This window comes from Gilliamella mensalis (genome assembly GCF_900103085.1).
Lineage (GTDB): Bacteria > Pseudomonadota > Gammaproteobacteria > Enterobacterales > Orbaceae > Gilliamella > Gilliamella mensalis.
Genome location: NZ_FMWR01000012.1, coordinates 85522 through 106364, shown reverse-complemented (window position 1 = coordinate 106364; position 20843 = coordinate 85522). Strand labels below are relative to the sequence as shown.

The window sequence follows — 20843 nt, the reverse complement described above, 5'->3', positions numbered from 1 at the left end:
AAGGATGACTTCATCAGGTAGTAAATTTTTTAGTGAAGTTTTATCGATGTCAGCATTAACAAAGTAGCTAGAATAGAAATAATAAATCTGTGATTAATCACTTTTTCATATTTTTCTATTTGATCGTAATATTGATATCTTTATATTAACATTGTTGTTTTTTTTACTTAAAATTTTATCAATACTTGTTTAATTGACCAATCGATAGAGATTATTTTTAGTGATGAGTAATAAAAACCAAAAAGCATAATGCTACTTCTTGCTCTTCCTTACTTTTGATAACTTACTTAGTTATGTCAATTGTAATTAAAGTAAGACAAATAAGAATAAATAAAATACCGCTACACCCTATTACAGACAACCTTTCACCCACCACCAAAATAGCTAAAACTGCCGCTATTACAGGCTCAAGCAAAGTGATAGTTGTTGCAGTACTAGCAGATATTTTTGATAAACCAAATCCATAGCAAAGGTATCCCAAGAACATGGGAATTAATGCCATATAAACACAAACTGAAATATTCGTTAATGAATCAAACAAACCAGAACCTGTGAGCACCATGACCGGTATTAATAATATGCCACCACATCCAAAGGTTGCCCCCATGGCAGAAGTGGTTGATATTGTCTTTAACATTAATTGACGCGCTGACCATGAATATAAAGCATAGGTAAATCCAGCTATTAAACCAAGTAAAATGCCAAAAATAATATGATTATTTTCAATAGTTATTGAATGATTTTCTGAAAAAGACAATAGTATCATTCCCAAAATGCCAAACATTGCGCCAATGAACCATCGCCTAGTTAAACGAAAGTCACCTTTCACATATTCAATTATAGCCGAAAGAATCGGCGCCGAACCAATAGAGACAACTGTACCAATTGTCACACCCGATAATCGCATTGAAGAATAAAAAGCTAAGGGATAAATCATTACGGCAACGGCTCCAACAATAAGAAAAGAAATATGTTGAATTAACAAGTCACGCTCTTTGATAATTTGTGGGATAGCTAACACACACTGCAAAATCCCACCAATCCCCATTGCAACTGCACCAATAAACAAAGAAGAAAGTGAAGGGGCAAACGTGGCTACAGTGCCAGTTGTCCCCCACAAAATAGAAGCTAATACAACAGCTAGACTACCAAGATATCTACTCATTAATCAAGCCATTATTCAATATTTTGTACTTGCTCTCTAATCTGTTCAATAAGTACTTTAAGTTCGATTGCACTCGCTGTTACATCCGCATTAATTGATTTAGAGGCGATAGTATTCGATTCTCGATTAAATTCTTGCATCATAAAATCCAACCTGCGACCTATTGCTTCGTTTTTCTTTAAGATTGAGTAAGTTTCTTTAACATGCGTCATCAGGCGATCAAGCTCCTCGGCAACATCAATTCGCTGAGCAACCATTACTATCTCTTGTTCTAGGCGCGAATGATCAAGCTCAATATTAGCTTCAGCCAATTTGCTATTTAAGCGTTCTTTTTGCCATTCCAGTATTTGGGGCATCCAATTGCGAATCTTATCGACTTCTACAGTAATAGCTTCCAAGCGCTTAACAATTAAATCACTAAGTGCTTTACCCTCACGCTCGCGAACGGCTATAAACTCATCGATAGCGAAGTCAAGCAGGGTCAGGATTTCTTGTGATATGCTGTCAAGATTTTGTTCTTTAGCTGATAATACGCCCGGCCAACGCAGTACATCAATGGGATTGATTTGACCTGATTGATGCGTTGTTTGAATCCAGTTAGCAGCATTTAAAATTTGCTGGGCAAGCTCTTTATTTAACGACAGTTCTTGATTCTGTGCAGCTGGATCTAACTCAAAGCGTAAATTACATTCAATTTTACCACGAGTTAAACGTTTACGGAGTCGCTCACGTATCATCGGTTCAAGCGATCGGAACTGTTCCGGTAGGCGAATATAGGTTTCTAAATAGCGTTGGTTAACTGAACGAAGTTCCCATGAGGCCGTTCCCCACGGTTGATTTAACTCTTTTCTTGAATAGGCGGTCATACTGGAAATCATAATAGCGTCCTAAATTTGTAAAAAACTTGCTGGGCATTGTATCACATATTCTGTATAATACGCTCCTAGCTTAGGCTAAGCATCAACCTTACCTTATTGATGTCCTTCTAAATAATTATTTCACAAAGATATTTTTTAATTGTAACAATTGGAGAATTGCATGCGTCCGTCTGGTCGATCTGCGGAACAAGTCCGCCCTATAAAAATAACCCGTCATTATACTAAGCATGCAGAAGGTTCTGTATTAGTTGAATTTGGTGAAACTAAAGTACTTTGTAATGCCACTGTTGATGAAAGTGTACCGCGTTTTTTAAAAGGTCAAAATCAAGGTTGGGTAACGGCTGAATATGGCATGTTACCGCGTGCAACTAATTCACGTACCCAGCGCGAAGCGGCTAAAGGCAAACAAACTGGCCGCACCATGGAAATTCAACGCCTGATTGCCCGTTCATTACGTGCCATGATCGACCTTAAATTATTAGGCGAATACACTATCACGTTAGATTGCGATGTCATTCAAGCCGATGGTGGTACTCGAACTGCATCAATTACCGGTGCATGTGTGGCACTTAATGATGCAATAAACAAAATGGTTGTAGATGGTAAAATAAAGCAAAATCCAATTAAATCATTGGTCGCTGCTGTTTCTGTCGGTATTGTTGAAGGTGAAGCGCTTTGTGATTTGGAATATATAGAAGATTCAAACGCACAAACCGATATGAATGTTGTTATGACAGATGATGGACGAATCATCGAAATACAAGGTACCGCCGAAGGCGAACCATTTAGTCATGACGAATTATTAAAACTGTTAGAATTAGCAAAAAATGGCATCGCAACAATTATTGATGCGCAAAAACAGTCCTTAAAAGATTAATTGGAGAAAATCGATGAAATCATATAAAAGTGAATTTATTGAATTTGCTTTAAATAGACAAGCATTAAAATTTGGTGAATTTACCTTAAAATCGGGACGCAAAAGCCCCTATTTTTTTAATGCGGGACTGTTTAATACCGGTAAAGATCTGGCTTTATTAGGTCGTTTTTATGCTGCAGCACTCATGGATGCCAACTTAGAATACGACGTTATTTTTGGTCCAGCTTATAAAGGTATTCCTATTGTTTCATCAACCGTTGTTGCACTTTCTGAACATCATAATATTGATGTGCCTTATTGCTTTAATCGCAAAGAAGCCAAAGACCATGGTGAAGGGGGTAACTTAGTAGGTAGTTCGATCTATCAGCAACGCGTTATGCTGGTTGATGATGTTATTACTGCTGGTACCGCAATTCGGGAATCGATGAGAATATTAGAAGATAACCAATCTAAACTCGCTGGTGTACTCATCTGCCTAGACCGTCAAGAAAAAGGTCGTGGTGAACTATCTGCAATTCAAGAAATTAAACAAACCTATCATTGTGATGTTATTTCAATTATCACGCTTGATGATTTGATCCAATACCTTTACCAAGATCCATCACGAAAAGATCAAGTAGTACAAGTTGAGGCTTATCGGGCTGAATATGGGATAAAGTACTAGCAATCTACTATTCTATTTTATAAAAACTAAAGCATCGAAAGGTGCTTTTTATTTTCAACTTTTATCTAAAAACTATTTTTTATCATTAGTATATATTTCACAATAAAATAAAAATAAGTGATGTTATTCTTTTAGATTTAATAATCATATCAAGCCTTTTAAATATTATTAATCATGATATTTAATTTATATAAAACAAGTAAATTGCTAGAACAACTAATTATTAAATGTTTTTAAATTAAATAAACAGAAATATAAGTAGGTATAAATATGGAAGACTCTTTTAAACCCCGTAGTTTATCGATTAGTGAATTATTTGGTGATACAAAAAATCTTTATAAAATACCGAAGTATCAAAGACCTTATAAATGGGAAAGTGAGCAAGTTGAACAGTTATGGGACGATATTTTAGAATCATATGAAAATGATGTACCAAATTACTTTCTAGGCTCTGTTATTACAGCAAATTCTTATGATGAACCTAATTCCCCTTATATTGATGTTGTTGATGGGCAACAAAGATTAACAACTTTAATGATACTATTTTGCGTTATACGTGATTATTTTCCAAATCTTAATCTACATGATAATTTAAATCCCCTTTCTGTAAATATTGATATTATTCGTTCCGCAATAATTTTTAATAGCCGAGCTTCACGTTTAAGGTTACACACCCATAGCTCTCATCAATCTGATTTTGAAGCATATATTATAAACGATGGAGCAACAAAAATATTACCGCCTCCATATAAGTATCAAATTAAAAATGATCAAGAACCCAAATTTAAATTTATTAATACAGCACTAATTTTTAAAGAAAAATTAAATTGTTTACCTGAAAGTAAACTTGGTGAGTTAATTAATTACTTGTTTTACCAAGTTAAAATTATACGTATTGATTGTACCAGCCGTGATTTCGCTATTAAATTATTTCAGGTGCTCAATAATAGAGGTTTAGATCTAACTTCTGCTGACTTAATAAAAAGTTTTTTATTAGAAAAGCTTTATAAAAAATATAAAGATGATTTAGCTACTTCAGAATTAAAAGAAGATAGTTTTATGTCTGATTGGCGTGAAATGGAGCAGCTTATTAAACAATGTGATGATATAAGTTTAAATGATTTATTTATTATTTATGCACATTATTTATTAGGATCAAATCAAAAAAAATCATACACTGAAGAACTACAAAACTTATTCGAAAATCAAGATCCTAATCAAGTAATAGCCTCATTAAAACAATTTGTGATTAATTATTATGAAAAAATATATTGTTCAAAAGATAAAAACATTTATTCGTTCCAATATTTGAGATGGAGTAATTACTGGAAAGCGATATTAATGACAGCCATTACAACAGATTACAAAGATTTCTATGAATTAGTTTTTGAACTAAGACGTTTTTATTATTTATATTGGATTGCAGGAAAAACATTATCGCAAGTAAAGCAAACTTCTTTTAATATTATTAAAGCACTGAAAGAAAAAAAACATATCAATTATTTAAAAGCAATCTTTTCAAATAAATTAAATTCTGAAAAGATTTATGAATTAGCAATATCTCAACTAACCTCTAATATGGTTGATAAAGAAGCATGGATTAAACCTCTTTTGATTTTAATTGAGTATGATCTAACCGATCAATCTAATCCTATTTTATTAAAACTTAATAATGACTTACATCTTGAACATATATTACCCAAAAAATATAAAAATATTGCCGAATGGAGTCATATAACAGAAGAAGTAAAAAACAGATGGTTACATAGTATTGCTAATCTGACACTATTAAGTGGTAAAAAGAACATTGATGCTAGTAATAATCCTTTTAATGCCAAAATGATTGTATATCAGGGCACTCATACTAATAATACGACTGCTTTTCGCCTTTCTCAAAAAGTATTAGATGATTTTAATCAAAAAACGTTTAACCAACAATGGCATGAAGATGCATTAAAAGATCGGTATAATTGGATACTTGCACGATTAGAAAAATTATTAGCTATAGATTTTACATCAGTGAAACAGATAGATACTCTCAAAATGGCAAAATAGGGAGCAATCAGCTAATATAATGTGTAGAAATCACTCGCGTCGGTTACAGTAGTAAAAAAACGACTGTACTGAATATACATAAAACAAAATTATCGCCGTATCATCAACAAGTGCTATGGCGATAATACCCTAGAAAAAATAACCGTCATTGATTTGGCTAAACATGTTATGGTCAGTCATCCAACCATTGATAATACCCAAAAACCTAATTAAGCATTAACTAACATGATACCCATTGCATATACAACACAAAAACAAGCAGCGTAATTTTTTACTAAGTTGTATGCCCATTATGAAGTAGTTACACAAGTGTCACGTTTTAGGCTATATTTTTGTAAAAAATATTCAGGATTCTATACCGTTTCGTGATTAATTAAAACTGCCTACACGGCAGTGAACCAGGAGAACCAATCAAAAAATGCTCGGCAAGATTTCTAAACTGCCTACACGGCATTGAACATTTTTTGCCATTCCATTTACAGAATTCGAACTTTCTAAACTGCCTACACGGCATTGAACTGATTTTCACCGATCCGCCATTTGACATGAGTTTTCTAAACTGCCTACACGGCATTGAACTAAATTACGCCAATACGTGTTCATTGATGGAGTTTCTAAACTGCCTACACGGCATTGAACTGTTACACTATTGGATAGCTCAAATGGCGGCATTTCTAAACTGCCTACACGGCATTGAACAAATGCAACTAATGCCGAAGATACGCCAGCATTTTCTAAACTGCCTACACGGCATTGAACATGAACGGCAATGCGGCTGACATTGTCGTTAATTTCTAAACTGCCTACACGGCATTGAACGTTGAATCAAATCTTTTCTAGTATTTGAATACTTTCTAAACTGCCTACACGGCAGTGAACGTCATTAAGAAAAATACAAGTGTTTCTATAGGTTTCTAAACTGCCTACACGGCAGTGAACGTAATTGATGACAATTTTAATAATGGGTACGATTTCTAAACTGCCTACACGGCAGTGAACCATAGAATCAAGCGTTTCGTAATCCCCGCCTGTTTCTAAACTGCCTACACGGCAGTGAACACCGCATTTGCGTACAAATCACTCTGTTTCTTTTTCTAAACTGCCTACACGGCAGTGAACAATTTCTGTCAACTAAAAATCAATTTACAATTTTTCTAAACTGCCTACACGGCAGTGAACAAAAACTGCTCCGCTATTTTTTTTATGTACATTTTCTAAACTGCCTACACGGCAGTGAACTGATCGGTTATTGCACCCTTTTCTTTCAGGTTTTTCTAAACTGCCTACACGGCAGTGAACTCTTAGCCCAAAAATCGGCTTTCACTGATTCGTTTCTAAACTGCCTACACGGCAGTGAACTAGAAGTTAATATACTATCAATATTGTATGTAAAAAGGCAAATAGCTATTTAGACTTTAAAAACCCTTTTTTGAAGGACGTTTTTAATTATTTGATTTTATTTATTTTTAAAATATGGCAAAAAAAAGGGTTCTGGTTTTTAGTTTTTGGACTTTATTATGACGTAGTACAACCCAAACCTAAAACTCAAAAGACCAATTTGCTTAGATTTTTAATAAAAACCTTAAAAATAGCGTTAAGCGTTTTCGAATTTTATCTACCTATAAATAGAAAAATAGCCTATATCAATTAACTTTCTTTCTATTTTTCTTAAAAGATATTAAATAATGTTCATCAACAACTTTCAATCAGTAATAGAATCAAGGAGCGCGACCAGATCGATGTTTTTTTGATACGTGAAAAATGGAAGAAATTATTAACCTTAGATTTATTCAAAATAAAGCAATAAAAAAGCCCGCAGATAGAAAAATAACAACAAATCAGCTATGATATAGCACCTATAACGGTTAGCGATAAAATGACTAATGCTATCACAAAACGCTATATCACCTCGTCGTTAAAGCGAGAGTATGCAACTGAAAATGGCACTGAGCTGAACGAGATTCTACCTAAAATGAGTCCACTTAATCCTCAATATTTAATTAAAAAGAACCGTGTCTTTGAAAAAATCGCCGCACTGGTTGAAAAGTTTAAGGGTGTTGGTAGTGAAATTTAATTGTTAACAGTTAAATTCGCTAATAATTAAAGGAAGATGAATGATCGATTTCTTATTCATCTTCCTAATAACTCATCACTGAAACTTACTTTGAGTGATTTTGTATGCAAAATCTTGCATTTTCATAATGATAAATGATTTTTGAAAAATCAAAAGGTTCACCTGATGAAGTATAAAATATTTCTTCAACACAAAGTGCAGGCTCACCGGCTTGCAGCCCTAAATATTGCGCCATTTCAGCATCAAGCTTTATTACTTGCATATATTTATCAGAAAAACCAATATTAATATTATAATTTTCTTGAATATAATTAAAAATTGAATTTTCAACGATCTCTTTATTTAAATAACAGATGAGTTTTTTGCGATAGTATGACTGCTCTAAGCCATATAATTTGCCTTCAACGTAACGTAGTCGTTTAATAAAATAAACTTCTTCCTGATCATCGCATTGTAGATTCTCTTTCACTTTGGAACAAGGCTTGATAATATCGACATTAAAAACTGTCGATGAGCCATAAACATCTTCTAAATCAATGGTAAAACCATGACTTTGTAAAAAATTGAGGTAGCCTCTTTTTTTGCGTTCACGAACAAAAATACCACTGCCTTGCACTTGATAAATAACACCTTGTCGTTCCAGACAATTGAGCGCTTTAATAATTGTGCTACGACTTACCTGATACTGATTAATCAATCCTTCAATATTGGCAAGTTGAGTGCCTTTAGCTAATTGCTGCTTATAGATCATCTGTTTAATTTTTTTGGCAACATCTTGATATTTAATCATTTATATATCTTTTTATTGAGTAAGTAATTTAACTATTATTTTATACAGATTAGGTTAACTTTTAAATTAAATGATATAAAAAGTCGATCTAGATCACAAACAATATAATTGGTCATTAACAATTTTGAAATTGTCTATAAGATAACCATACTAAATTGCTTTTAGGAGTATTATGGATGTCATCAAAAATTAGAGATTATAACAAACTAGCCGTTGATATTTTAAATGAATTAGGCGGTGAAAAGAATATTGTCACCATTTCTCGCTGTGCAACGCGTCTTCGCCTTGTTACCCAACATACACCAGATCACGCAAAAGAGAACATTGCTAAATTGCCGGGTGTGATTACTGTTGTTGAAAAAGGCGGTCAAATCCAAGTGGTTATTGGTACGCATGTTGATAAAGTTTATAACGCTTTTACTCAACTAGTTAATATTGACAATAAAGTTGAAGCAGGAAATGATAGCAACATATTAAATCGCATCATTGCAACCATGTCTGCCGTATTTGCCCCTTTTGTTTATATTTTAGCGGCATCAGGGATTTTACAAGGCATCTTGATTTTACTTAAATTGGCATGCCCTGAATTAGAAAAAACTGGCACCTTTGAGGTATTCAATTTCATCTCTTGGGCCCCTTTTGTCTTTTTACCTATCTTTATTGCCATTACCGCTTCACAGCATTTCCGTTGCAACCTTTATATCGCAGTTGCTTGCTGTGCAGCGCTGTTATCGCCGACATGGACTGAGTTTGCAAAACTAATAAGCGAGGGGCAAGAAATTGATCTATTTGGCATTGCGCTATCGAAAACCACCTATGCCTCAACTGTTTTACCACCACTGTTTTTAGTTTGGTTACTCTCTTATTTAGAGCGTTTTTTAGAACCTCGCTTACACAGCATTATAAAACCGGTTCTATTGCCATTATTTAGTCTTGTCATTATGGTACCTTTAACATTACTTGTTGTTGGTCCATTAACCGCAAATGGTGCACAATACATTGCCAATGGCTATAATTGGTTTGTCAGTCTAGCACCTTCAATAGCTGGTGGGATTATCGGAGCCGTTTGGCAAGTCTTTGTTATTTTCGGCGTGCATTGGGGGATCACACCTGTTATCGTTGAAAACTTTAAACAGTATGGTCAAGACTCTTTCCAAGCATTTCAAACCATTGCCGTTATTGGTCAAGTCGGGGCAGCATTTGGTTTTTATTTAAAAACCAAAACACAAGAGATGAAAGGCGTTTCGTTATCCGCTTTTATCACTGGCTTATTTGGTATCACCGAACCTGCTATTTATGGCGTTAACCTACGTTTTAAAAAGCCATTTATTTATGGTTGTATCTCGGCTGCTTGTGGTGGTATTGTGGCTGGATTTTTTGCACCTCACTATGTTGCTTATGCAGGTTTGCCAGGTCCTTTAACTATCGTCAATGCGATTAGTCCTAATAATCCAGGGTCATTTATGGGTGTCTTAATTGGTGCGCTTATTGCTTTTTTTGGACCGGTAGTTTTAATCCAAATTCTGGGCACAGGCGAAACCTTACAAGATACAGTTAATAAACAAGAAAATATCAATATCGAAGATGATAACCCTAAAATTCTTCTTGATGAAGTTGACATTACAAGCCCAATGACAGGTCATGCTTTACCATTAAGTGAAGTGCCCGATCCTGCTTTTTCACAAAAACTCATGGGTGAAGGGATTGCAATTGAACCTACTGATAATCACGTTTATGCGCCTTTTGATGCCGAGGTAACTGCGGTATTTGAAAATTCTAAACATGCCATTGGATTAACATTAGATAACGGCGTTGAGTTACTAATTCATGTGGGGATTGATACGGTTAATTTAACCAATAATGAGTTTGCATATCACGTTGAGTTACACCAAAAAGTGAAAAAAGGTGATTTACTAATCAGCTTCAATCCTGAGGCAATCAAGCAAGCTGGTTACCCGTTAATTACCCCAATTATTATTGTTAATACCGATCAATACCAATTCATTTCATTAACCGATAAAACAGAAGTAACAGTTGATGATATCATATTTAAAATTAAGCAATAACAAGGAATCAAAAATGACTAAAAAACCATTTTTATGGGGCGGTGCTTTAGCCGCTCACCAATTTGAAGGTGGCTGGAACGAAGGCGGTAAAGGACCAAGCGTGGTTGATGTTATGACTGCAGGCGCTCATGGCGTTGCAAGACAAATCACCCAAGATATCGAAGCAGGTAAATTTTATCCAAATCATACTGCAATTGATTTTTATCATCACTATAAAGACGATATCAAACTATTTGCCGAATTAGGTCTTAAATGTTTACGTACCTCGATCGCCTGGACTCGAATTTTTCCAAAAGGTGATGAGCTTGAACCAAACGAAGAAGGACTTCGCTTTTATGATAACGTTTTTGATGAATTAATTGCTCACGGCATTGAACCTGTTATCACCTTATCGCATTTTGAAATGCCGTTACACATTGCACGCCAGTATGGTGGTTTTAGAAACCGTAAAACAGTCGAATTTTTTGAACGTTTTGCCACTGCATGTTTTGAGCGTTATAAAAATAAAGTCAAATACTGGATGACATTTAACGAAATCAACAATCAAATGGATACCAGTAACCCTATCTTCTTTTGGACTAACTCGGGCGTACAAGTTAAACCGGGCGAAAATCCGCAAGAAGTCCTGTACCAAGTTGCTCACTATGAACTATTAGCCAGTGCTAAGGCAGTGATTGCTGGTAAAAAAATCAATCCAGATTTTCAAATTGGTTGTATGGTGTCACATGTGCCAATTTATCCATATTCTTGTAACCCTGAAGATATGATGGCATCAGAAATTGCTATGCATCAACGCTTCTTCTTTCCTGATGTTCACGTTCGTGGTTATTACCCTGCTTATGCTTTAAAAGAGTTTGAACGTGAAGGCTATAAGCTAGATATCACCGATGAAGATCTGACTTACTTAAAACAAGGTACCGTTGATTACATTGGTTTTAGCTACTATATGTCAACGGTTGTAAAAGCGGATGCCAAAAATGATAATCGCGATAACATCGTTAACGGTGCACTACCCAATGCAGTTGAAAATCCTTATATTAAAAGCAGTGATTGGGGCTGGCCAATTGACCCTGAAGGTTTACGTTATACACTCAATCGTTTGTATGATCGTTATCAATTACCACTGTTTATTGTGGAAAATGGTTTTGGTGCAATTGATGAACTTGAAAATGGCAATCAAGTGCACGACAAACCACGTATTGAATATCTAGGTGCACACATTAAAGCCATGCAAACCGCGATGGATTATGATGGCGTTGATGTGATTGGCTATACCGCATGGGGAATTATTGATGTCGTATCATTCACCACTGGCGAAATGAAAAAACGTTATGGCGTGATTTATGTTGACCGTGACAATGCTGGTAACGGTAGCATGAAGCGTTATAAAAAAGATTCATTTGAGTGGTATAAACAAGTGATTAGCACTAACGGTGCAAATCTAAAGTCATAATTAACAATTAACAGTATATTAAAAGGATGCATTAAGGTTTTGCCTGCATCCTCATTTTTTATAATGAAAAAAAACTAAAACGGAAAAATTAACTGTTTTTCAACTTGTGGATCAATTAACGTTACATGAAAACCAATTAACCGAACACCACGACCATTACGTCGTTCTAACCAAACTTTATGCGCTTGTTCAATCAAATCGGCTTTATCTAATTTAGACCATACATGTTCTTGTGTTGTCAGCTGAAAATCGTCAAACTTAAATTTGACACCCTGCCGAGCGATCGACAAATCAGCACGCACTTTACTTAACCGTTTTTCTATCTCTTCAAATAATGGGTCAAACTGCAATAAACACTCATCCCAACTATGAATATCGTCAGTTAAGGTGCGCTCTACCCCAACCGATTTACGTTGCCTGTCGTTACACACTTCGCGCTCATCAATACCTTGACATCTTTCATATAATATTCGCCCAAACTTACCAAATTGAGTGAGTAATTTAGAAACATCATAATTAACAACATCATTACATGTAAATAGCCCTAATTGTGCTAGTTTTTTTTCAGTGACTTTACCCACTCCCGGAATTTTTTTTAAGGGAAGCCCCTCAATAAAGCCGTCTACTTCATCGGGAGTTATCACATATTGGCCATTAGGTTTGTTCATATCTGAAGCTATCTTGGCAAGAAACTTAAGTGGAGCAACACCAGCCGATGCGGTTAATTCAAGTTCGTTATAAATAGCTTGGCGGATATCTTGAGCAATCAAGGTAGCCGAACCATAACAAAGCTTGCAATCGGTCACATCAAGATAAGCCTCATCGAGCGATAGCGCCTCAATAGAGTCAGTATAACGCCTAAAAATTTGGTGGATCTGTTTTGACACTTCTTTATACACCGCATGCCTACCGGGTATAATTTTAAGATTAGGGCACAGTTTAATCGCTTGTGCCATTGACATAGCACTGTGTATACCATATTGACGAGCTAAATAATTGGCAGTGGCAACCACACCGCGTTTACGCGGATCGCCGCCTACTGCAATAGGCAGATTGCGATAACGGGGATTGTCTCTCATTTCAACGGCGGCATAAAAACAATCCATATCAACATGAATAATTTTTCGCATAAACGGATTTACGACACTTAAAATACAACTGTATAAATATACAATATCATACCTTAAACAGCTCTGTAAACAACCTGTGGCGATTACTTAGTAGTAAGAAAACACCGAGTTGTTTAAACTTCTAATAGACATAGGTTTTAAAATTTATTTATTATATTTTAAATATTGTATTTAATATTCAAAGATATCTCACAACCATTTACTTCAATTAAAATTTTTTTAAATTTCAATCTAAATAGGTTAAAGAACAAACTTTATTAACAGTAGTTATTAAGATAAAATACATTAATAAAAGTTCCATGCCGATCATTAATCAGTTATTTCCCTAATTATAAAAATTGCTTTTAATATAATTTTATAATTTATTAAAAAAGAGTAAACAACGTGGAAAAACCCAATATGAAACCAATAAACATTCAATATCAGCGCCTTTCCTCTTTGATTGAGTTTACCAAACAAACTGCCTTATTAGATAAATCACCTGTCAAGAATATTTCTCAGCACAAAAAAGAATTTTGTCTTCTGGAAGAAGAAATTAGAGGGCTGCCAGGAATAACTTTTAATTGTAATAAAGTTGAATGTGATGAAATTTGGTTTTGCATAGATAGATTACGAGAAACCCCGCCACCAATTCCCGAAAAAAAACTTCTTAAAATATGGATTGATCTATCTCAAGAACCCAACAAAGAACCATCTATAAAAGATCACGTTATACGCCAATCACTTATAGATATAGGCGCACTAACCATTACATCAAATAATCCGATTATAAATGATGAAACAGTCGAAGAAGATGTTAATTCTCATCCGATAAAATTTAAAGATTTTGATGATAAACAACTAGTTAAAGAACAATTTAAGTCATACATTGAAGAGAAATGGAAACCGTGGGCGACGAAAGAAAAAGAAAATAGAAAAAGCATAAAACTGTATTCAGAGCTATTTATGTTGTCCCAAAAAATACAAGATAATTTAGCTAATGCACAGCTGGAGTTGGTTTTAGGAGTAGGTATTGCTTTATGGAAGTTACCTACAGGGGATATTACATATCCTTTATTGACCCAATTAGTAGAAATTTCACTCAATAAAACAACAATGTCCTTAGAAATAAGACCCCGTTCATCAAAACCACAATTAGAAGTTGATATATATGAATCGATGTATAATCCCTCTATAGCTCAACTTTTAGAAGAAAGTAAAAAGTTTTTTGAGTCGACAGGTGGTATTCTTAATCCTTTTGATCCAAGTACCTTTAAGCCATTACTGAACTCTGCAGTCACGCATTTAGATTCATCTGGTACCTATTGGCCATCACAAACCACTGCAGATGATAGATCACTCCCAAAATTGACAGAAAATTTAGTAATTACTGATACTTGGGTTATATTAGCTCGTCCACGTACAAATAATATGCATATTCAAGATTTGGAACGCTTTGAAAACAAACTGAGTGACAATTCTTCAGAGTCTTTATCAGATGTTGTGTTATCATTGTTAACAGAGCCTTCATCCGAAAATAAAGAAGTAATTCTACCTCCATTTCGTGGTTTATCTATGGTTAGTGGTAGCATCGATTTCAATAAACTCGATACTGCTCATGTATCAGAGCTATATTTCCCAATGCCTTATAATGATGAACAAGTTAAAATTATTCAAATGCTAGAAGCTTATAATGGAGTAGTAGTACAAGGTCCCCCAGGAACAGGGAAAACACATACTATTGCCAACGTAATCTGTCATTATCTTGCATCTGGTAAACGGGTGTTAGTTACTTCAATGAAATCCCCTGCACTTACCGTTTTACAAGAAAAAATCCCTAAAGCCATTCGACCTCTGACAATCAGCTTACTGACCAGTGAAGCAGAGGATATAAAACAATTTGATTTTGCGATTGAAAAAATTTCCACAAAAATATCTCTAATTGATCCAAAAGATTATCGTAGAAAAATTGAAGATATTGACAAGCAAATTGATTCGCTACACGCACGCATTTCCAAAGTCGATAAAGAAATAGAAAATTGGGCAAATCTAAATCTCAATAATGTACAAATGGATGAAGAAACCATTACCCCTAATGACATTGCTAAAGAGGTTGCAGATAATCAAGATGAAATAAAATGGTTCACAGATATTCTAACCATTGAGCCTATTTACAAACCTCAATTTGGAAAAACTGAAATTACAAAATTACGTGAAGCTCGACAAGCTGTAAATGATGACTTAGCTTACCTAAGTAAACATATCCCCAACATTGATAACTTTCCCTCATCAGAAAAGCTATTGCAAATTCATCAAGATTTGGTACTTTTAAATGAATTAAAAGCTAAAGAGTCTGATGGTACTGTGCCAAACATAGATCGCTTTACTCCCGAGGCTATGAAATCAGTAGCTATAACAGTTGAAAAAATATCAAGTCTAAAACTGTTACTTCAAGAAATTGACAATGTTCAGCAAACATGGATTAGTGATTTGCAACGATATTTACGTTGTAACTCAAAAAATAAAATTTTAGATTTATTCCTAGAGCTTAGAAATGAAATCGTCACAATACTAGGCACACGTACGCAATTTTTACTTAGACCTGTAATATTAACAGAAAATTTTGAATCGAGTATTGAACTAGTAGAAGCCGTTAACAACTTATCTCAAGGTAAAAAACCATTCGGACTGATTGGTATGTTCAAAAAAACAGAACAAAAACGTATATTGAACAACATCATTCTTGTCGGTTCAAAGCCTTCTTCTACTGAGGACTGGAAACATATATTTAAATTTATTAAGTATAAAAAATCATGTAGAGAACTACTTATTCGATGGAATACATTAGCCAATGAACTTTTTCTACCTCAACTATCTCTCAATCCAGAAGATATAACTGAAGCAGAAAAAATTATCAAACTATACGATAAGATTTCTTTAATTATTGATCATGAATCACAAATAAAAAAACTATTGAATCATTTATTTTCTTCATGGACTAAAGCATCACAAATCCCTTATACCTACGAGATGATTAGCCATATTGAAATTGTATTTCAACACTATCTACAACAATACCGTCTTATAGAAACTCGGGGGGGGATAAAAGAATCTTTCTTAAACGCTATTATGGATTGTGAAGGTGAAATTACCGAACAGATTAGAGAATTTTTAAACAACTATCTAGGTAATTCTAAATACAATAATAATGACATTCAAGCAAAATGGTCTCTGCTAATGGAAAAACTCCGCAAGATCCATTCTTTCTCAGAGCATTTCAAGACAATTTCCAACGTAACTCAGATGATTGAAGCATCAGGGGCTAAAAAATGGGCTGAAAGACTACGCAATGAGCCCTATGCTGGGACTCATGAACAATTACTTCCAAATAATTGGCATAAAGTATGGCGTCTATGTCGTTTAGCTAATTTTATCGATAAAATTGATGCACGTAAGGATTTAAAGTGGCTATCAAAACTACGGGAGGAACTTGAACTTGATTTAGCAAATCTTTACAAAGATGCAGTAAATAAACGTACATGGCTAAAAATAGCAGAAAATGCCACACCTGATGTCCGTTCCGCGTTGGAAGCATATAGAGCAGCAGTCAATAAAATAGGAAAAGGTACTGGGGTTCGTGCAGTTCGATATCGTCGAGATGCACGAATAGCTGCCGAAAAAGCAAATAATGCTATTCCTTGTTGGATTATGCCACACTATCGCATTTGTGAATCATTGCCTTCTAATTTTGGGGAATTTGATTTGGTTATCATTGATGAAGCATCCCAATCAGACCTAATGGCATTATCTGCAATATTAAGGGCAAAAAAAATATTAGTAGTCGGAGACGATAAACAAGTTTCTCCTGAAGGTATTGGTTTAGAAGAAGAGAAAATTAAAAGTTTGATGACACGTTTTCTTTCAAATCAGGTGGATATCTATCGTTCTCAAATGACACCAGAGCGATCTATATATGATTTATTTAAGGTGGTTTTTGCCAAAAGTTCTGTAATGCTAAGAGAACATTTCCGTTGCGTATCACCAATTATCGAATACTCAAAACGTGAATTTTACAATAATGAACTAAAACCTTTACGTGTACCTAAAGTTTCAGAGCGTATTGACCCGCCACTTATTGATGTGTATGTAACCGACGGTTATCGTAAAAATAATATTAACCTACCTGAAGCTCAATTTATAGTTGATGAAATTCAAAAAATTGTAGAAATGCCTAACTTCAAAGGTAGAACTATCGGTATTGTATCACTTTTAGGTAATGATCAAGCATTGAAAATCATGCAAATGCTTAATGAACGATTAGAAGAAGAAGTGATCATGCAATACAAAATCACTTGTGGTGATGCTCGTACTTTTCAGGGAAAAGAAAGGGATATTATATTTTTATCAATGGTTGTTGTACCAGGTCAGGTTCAAGCACAAACAAAAAATACGTTTGCACAACGCTTTAACGTGGCAGCTTCTCGAGCTAGAGATCGTATGTATTTAGTGCGCAGTATTAATATTGATGAATTAAGCAAAGCAGATCAATTACGATCTAAACTGATACAACATTTCAAAACACCTTTTATCCAAGATGAAGAAAAATTAGAAAATTTTCGTGAACTTTGTGAATCCCCATTTGAAAGAGAAATGTTTGACATTTTGGTCTCGCATGGTTACCGTGTAATACCACAAGTCCGTGTTGGTACATATAGGATTGACATGGTTGTTGAAGGAGAATCCGATAGCCGTCTTGCAATTGAGTGCGATGGAGATAAATATCACGGCCCTGAACAATGGGCTAACGATATACGTCGACAAAGGATTTTGGAACGAGCAGGCTGGAAATTTTGGAGATGTTTTGCATCAACATTTAATCGTTATAAAAAAGATGTTATTAAAGATCTATTAGATACACTTACTGAATATAACATTTATCCCAGCAATACAAATATTCCAATTAACAATATCTATACTGAGTACAGAGAAGTAACTACATTATCTAATCAAAATAAAGGCAGTGAGATTACAGATACAATAGTCACAAAGCAAATAAAAGAACACAATCCAAGAGATATAAATGCAACAAATTTAGAAAAAAATAATCCAATTAATCTAACAACTGATGTTGTAGAAATCGGAGATTTGGTTCATTATATTGATGTTTCAAAACCTAATGATATTATCACGGTACAGATAATTAAAGGAGAAAATGATTTTTCCAATGGGGTTATCAATGAAAGTTGCCCATTGGCAAAGACACTACTTGAAGCTGGTGTTAACGATGAAAAAACTTTACATCTTCCAGGTAAAAAACCTAAAACTCTTAAAATTTTAGAGATTCATCGACCAAGTTAGTTCATTGATGTTAATTAAAATTTGTAAAAAAGTTTTAATTAGTAGATTTTTAAGGAGGAATATCAACTATAATTCTAATACTTATTTTTTTCGTTCTTTAAACCAATTAATTTTGCAAAAACATTATTTTTAGGTTGTAAAAGTTGTTTTGGCAGATCATTAAAAACAATCTGCCCATTATCCACGACCAAACAACGCGAAAAGTAACTGAGCGAATCATCAAGGTAATGCGATATCATCATTAATGTTAAATTAAACTTATCACAAATTTGATTAACTAGCGCTAGCATTTCATAACGTAAAGCTTGATCAAGCGCTGAAAAAGGCTCATCCAATAATAAAATAGGCCGATGCTGAATTAAACAACGCGCAAGTGCCACTCGCTGGCGTTGCCCACCTGATAACTGTTCTGGATATCGTTTGCCAAATCCATCCAGTCCCACTTGAATTAGAATGTCACAAATAGTCTGTTGCTCTGCTACTGTTAACTTTAAAGACGGCTTAAGCCCTAAAGCAATATTTTGTTCAACAGTTAAGTGACTAAATAAATTGTTATCTTGAAACAACATTGATACAGGGCGTTTGCCAGGAAGTAAGTTATTTGCGTATTGTTTATTAAGAATGATATCACCCGATTTTGGATGAATAAATCCAGCAATTAAATTTAATAAAGTACTTTTACCTGCACCACTAGGCCCAACAATAACCACACGTTCTTTTGCTGGTATATCAATATTAAAGTGTATTTTAAAATTATCATATTGATAATTAATGTGATTCAGCTCGATCATGATCTATTACAACCAGTAAACTAAAAGATAAGATTAACAATAATGCAGCCGTTACGGTGCTTTCTTGATAATAATAATGCGATATTTGTTCATATAAATAATAGGGTAACGTAGTCACGGACTGCCCACCAAATAACGCAATAATACCAAAATCACCCAACGATAATATTGCGGAAAAAGCAAAGCTCCGAACGATTAATTTTTTTAGCGCTTTGTATTCAATCAAATAAAAATGCAACAAACCATCAATATTGAGTGATTGAGTTAATTGCCAGTAGCGTGCGGTCACATCATACATTGGTGCGGCAAGATTTTTTAATACAAAAGGTAATGCCATTAAGCCATTACACAACATAATTAAGCCACACACAAATACAGAACTATACGCGTAGGGAAATAACAATAAAAACAGACCCGATGCCAGTGCCATGCTTGGAACAATTAAAATCAGCGATCCCACAAACATTAATCGATTGCTCCACTGTATTTGCTGATTAATCAATAATCGGCTATTGGTATAAAGTAATAATAAAGCAAGTAGCATACCAATTATTGCCGATCCGAAAGCAATTAATACTGAAAACATAACAGCTCGTTGAAAAGCCGCCGTAAAAAACGACCACTGAAAAAAATAAATGCCTTCAATAAGTATGGTGATGATGGGCAACACAATAAATAGCCCACCAATAACAATAATAACGATACTCAACAAAGTTAAGTGAAACGAAACAGGCACACAATAATTTTGCCTAACGTAATTCGCACTAAGTTTTTTGTTATAATTTGTTTTTTGCATCAACCGCATAAAACTAACACAACAAACTAACTGCAAACAGGCTAAAAATACAGCTTGTATCAAATCAAACTCACGAATAGATTGATAAATAGCCACTTCAATTGTGGTATATTTGGGCCCACCACCAAGCGTTAATACAATAGCAAAACTCGAAAAACAAAGCATAAAAATAAGCGATGCCATCGGGAACAATTGCCGACGTAGTAGTGGCCATTCAACCAATTTAAAATAAGTAAAACTCGAAAAATTTAACTGTGTCGCTAGCTGTTTGTGTGCGACAGGCACATTATTTAAGGTTTGGTAAAATAAACAACAAGCATACGGAAAATTAAGAAACACATGCGCAAGTAATATACCTTTTAAGCCATAAATAGAATCAATAAAAGGTAAATCCAAACAATCAAAAATCCAAGCCAATAAGCCATGTTTTCCGTAAATAGACAACAGCCCAGTTACCACAACAAGGGTGGGTAGAATAAAGGTAATAGGCATCATGCGTAACAATAACCGTTTACCAAAAAAATCGACCATTGATAAGGCTTTTGCCATTAGTATTGCCGATAAGACAGATAATAGTGTCGATAGCGTTGCTTGAAATACCGTTATCCAAATCACATGCATTAAATAACTATCAAAATAGACAGTTAAATTATTAGACTCGATAGCGACCAAGCCAAGGGCAAATAGCCCTGTGCCTAATACCATTAAGATGAAGCTTGCAGCGCTAAGACCTGGAAGTAATGTTCTTAATTTCAACATTAGGTTAA

The 20843-nt window shown here is 34.4% G+C and carries 12 protein-coding genes, 1 pseudogene and 1 CRISPR repeat array; of the genes and pseudogenes, 7 read left to right on the top strand and 6 right to left on the bottom strand.

What is annotated here, in order from left to right:
• Positions 1 to 283: 283 nt before the first annotated feature.
• Both BQ5209_RS06890 and BQ5209_RS06885 read right to left on the bottom strand, forming a co-directional pair.
• Positions 284 to 1165, bottom strand: a complete 882-nt coding sequence (locus BQ5209_RS06890; protein WP_085247804.1) for a DMT family transporter — start codon at positions 1163 to 1165, stop codon at positions 284 to 286.
• An 11-nt stretch (positions 1166 to 1176) separates the two neighbouring features.
• Complete coding sequence (locus BQ5209_RS06885; protein WP_085247803.1) at positions 1177 to 2043, bottom strand: YicC/YloC family endoribonuclease; 867 nt, start codon at positions 2041 to 2043, stop codon at positions 1177 to 1179.
• Between the two features lie 160 nt (positions 2044 to 2203).
• Between BQ5209_RS06885 and rph the strand changes: the two genes are divergently transcribed.
• From rph to BQ5209_RS06865, 4 genes and pseudogenes are all read left to right on the top strand, one after another.
• A complete protein-coding gene (gene rph, locus BQ5209_RS06880) occupies positions 2204 to 2920 on the top strand; it encodes a ribonuclease PH (RefSeq protein WP_085247802.1) in 717 nt (238 codons plus the stop codon).
• A 13-nt stretch (positions 2921 to 2933) separates the two neighbouring features.
• On the top strand, positions 2934 to 3584 hold the full coding sequence (gene pyrE / locus BQ5209_RS06875; RefSeq protein WP_085247801.1) for an orotate phosphoribosyltransferase: 651 nt from the start codon (positions 2934 to 2936) through the stop codon (positions 3582 to 3584).
• Positions 3585 to 3854: 270 nt separating this feature from the next.
• A complete protein-coding gene (locus BQ5209_RS06870; RefSeq protein ID WP_085247800.1) occupies positions 3855 to 5639 on the top strand; it encodes a DUF262 domain-containing protein in 1785 nt (594 codons plus the stop codon).
• Between the two features lie 371 nt (positions 5640 to 6010).
• A CRISPR array of direct repeats spans positions 6011 to 6998; the repeat unit is 28 nt; unit sequence TTTCTAAACTGCCTACACGGCATTGAAC.
• A gap of 526 nt (positions 6999 to 7524) precedes the next feature.
• A pseudogene (locus BQ5209_RS06865) lies at positions 7525 to 7713 on the top strand (type I restriction endonuclease subunit R, EcoR124 family); the annotation flags it as partial.
• An 85-nt stretch (positions 7714 to 7798) separates the two neighbouring features.
• Here BQ5209_RS06865 and BQ5209_RS06860 read toward each other — a convergent pair.
• Entirely contained in the window at positions 7799 to 8503 is a 705-nt protein-coding gene (locus BQ5209_RS06860) for a GntR family transcriptional regulator (RefSeq protein WP_085247799.1), read from the bottom strand.
• A 176-nt stretch (positions 8504 to 8679) separates the two neighbouring features.
• Here BQ5209_RS06860 and BQ5209_RS06855 point away from each other — a divergent pair, with 176 nt between their 5' ends.
• Both BQ5209_RS06855 and BQ5209_RS06850 read left to right on the top strand, forming a co-directional pair.
• Positions 8680 to 10569, top strand: coding sequence for a glucose PTS transporter subunit IIA (locus BQ5209_RS06855; RefSeq protein ID WP_085247798.1), 1890 nt, complete (start codon positions 8680 to 8682; stop codon positions 10567 to 10569).
• A 13-nt stretch (positions 10570 to 10582) separates the two neighbouring features.
• A complete protein-coding gene (locus tag BQ5209_RS06850; protein WP_085247840.1) occupies positions 10583 to 12022 on the top strand; it encodes a 6-phospho-beta-glucosidase in 1440 nt (479 codons plus the stop codon).
• A gap of 74 nt (positions 12023 to 12096) precedes the next feature.
• Here the strand turns inward: BQ5209_RS06850 and dinB are convergent, their stop codons facing one another.
• Positions 12097 to 13152 (bottom strand): DNA polymerase IV, encoded by a 1056-nt coding sequence (gene dinB / locus BQ5209_RS06845; RefSeq protein ID WP_085247797.1) that lies wholly within the window; start codon positions 13150 to 13152, stop codon positions 12097 to 12099.
• 399 nt (positions 13153 to 13551) lie between these two features.
• Here dinB and BQ5209_RS06840 point away from each other — a divergent pair, with 399 nt between their 5' ends.
• Positions 13552 to 18489: a PDDEXK-like endonuclease domain-containing protein gene (locus tag BQ5209_RS06840; RefSeq protein ID WP_085247796.1), complete on the top strand. Its 4938-nt coding sequence runs from the start codon at positions 13552 to 13554 to the stop codon at positions 18487 to 18489.
• A 74-nt stretch (positions 18490 to 18563) separates the two neighbouring features.
• On the opposite strand, the gene thiQ is transcribed toward BQ5209_RS06840, so the two are convergent.
• Both thiQ and thiP read right to left on the bottom strand, forming a co-directional pair.
• Positions 18564 to 19280, bottom strand: coding sequence for a thiamine ABC transporter ATP-binding protein ThiQ (gene thiQ, locus BQ5209_RS06835; RefSeq protein ID WP_085247795.1), 717 nt, complete (start codon positions 19278 to 19280; stop codon positions 18564 to 18566).
• Positions 19258 to 20835, bottom strand: coding sequence for a thiamine/thiamine pyrophosphate ABC transporter permease (thiP, locus tag BQ5209_RS06830; protein ID WP_085247794.1), 1578 nt, complete (start codon positions 20833 to 20835; stop codon positions 19258 to 19260). The genes thiQ and thiP overlap by 23 nt, the downstream gene beginning before the upstream one ends.
• Positions 20836 to 20843 lie beyond the last annotated feature (8 nt).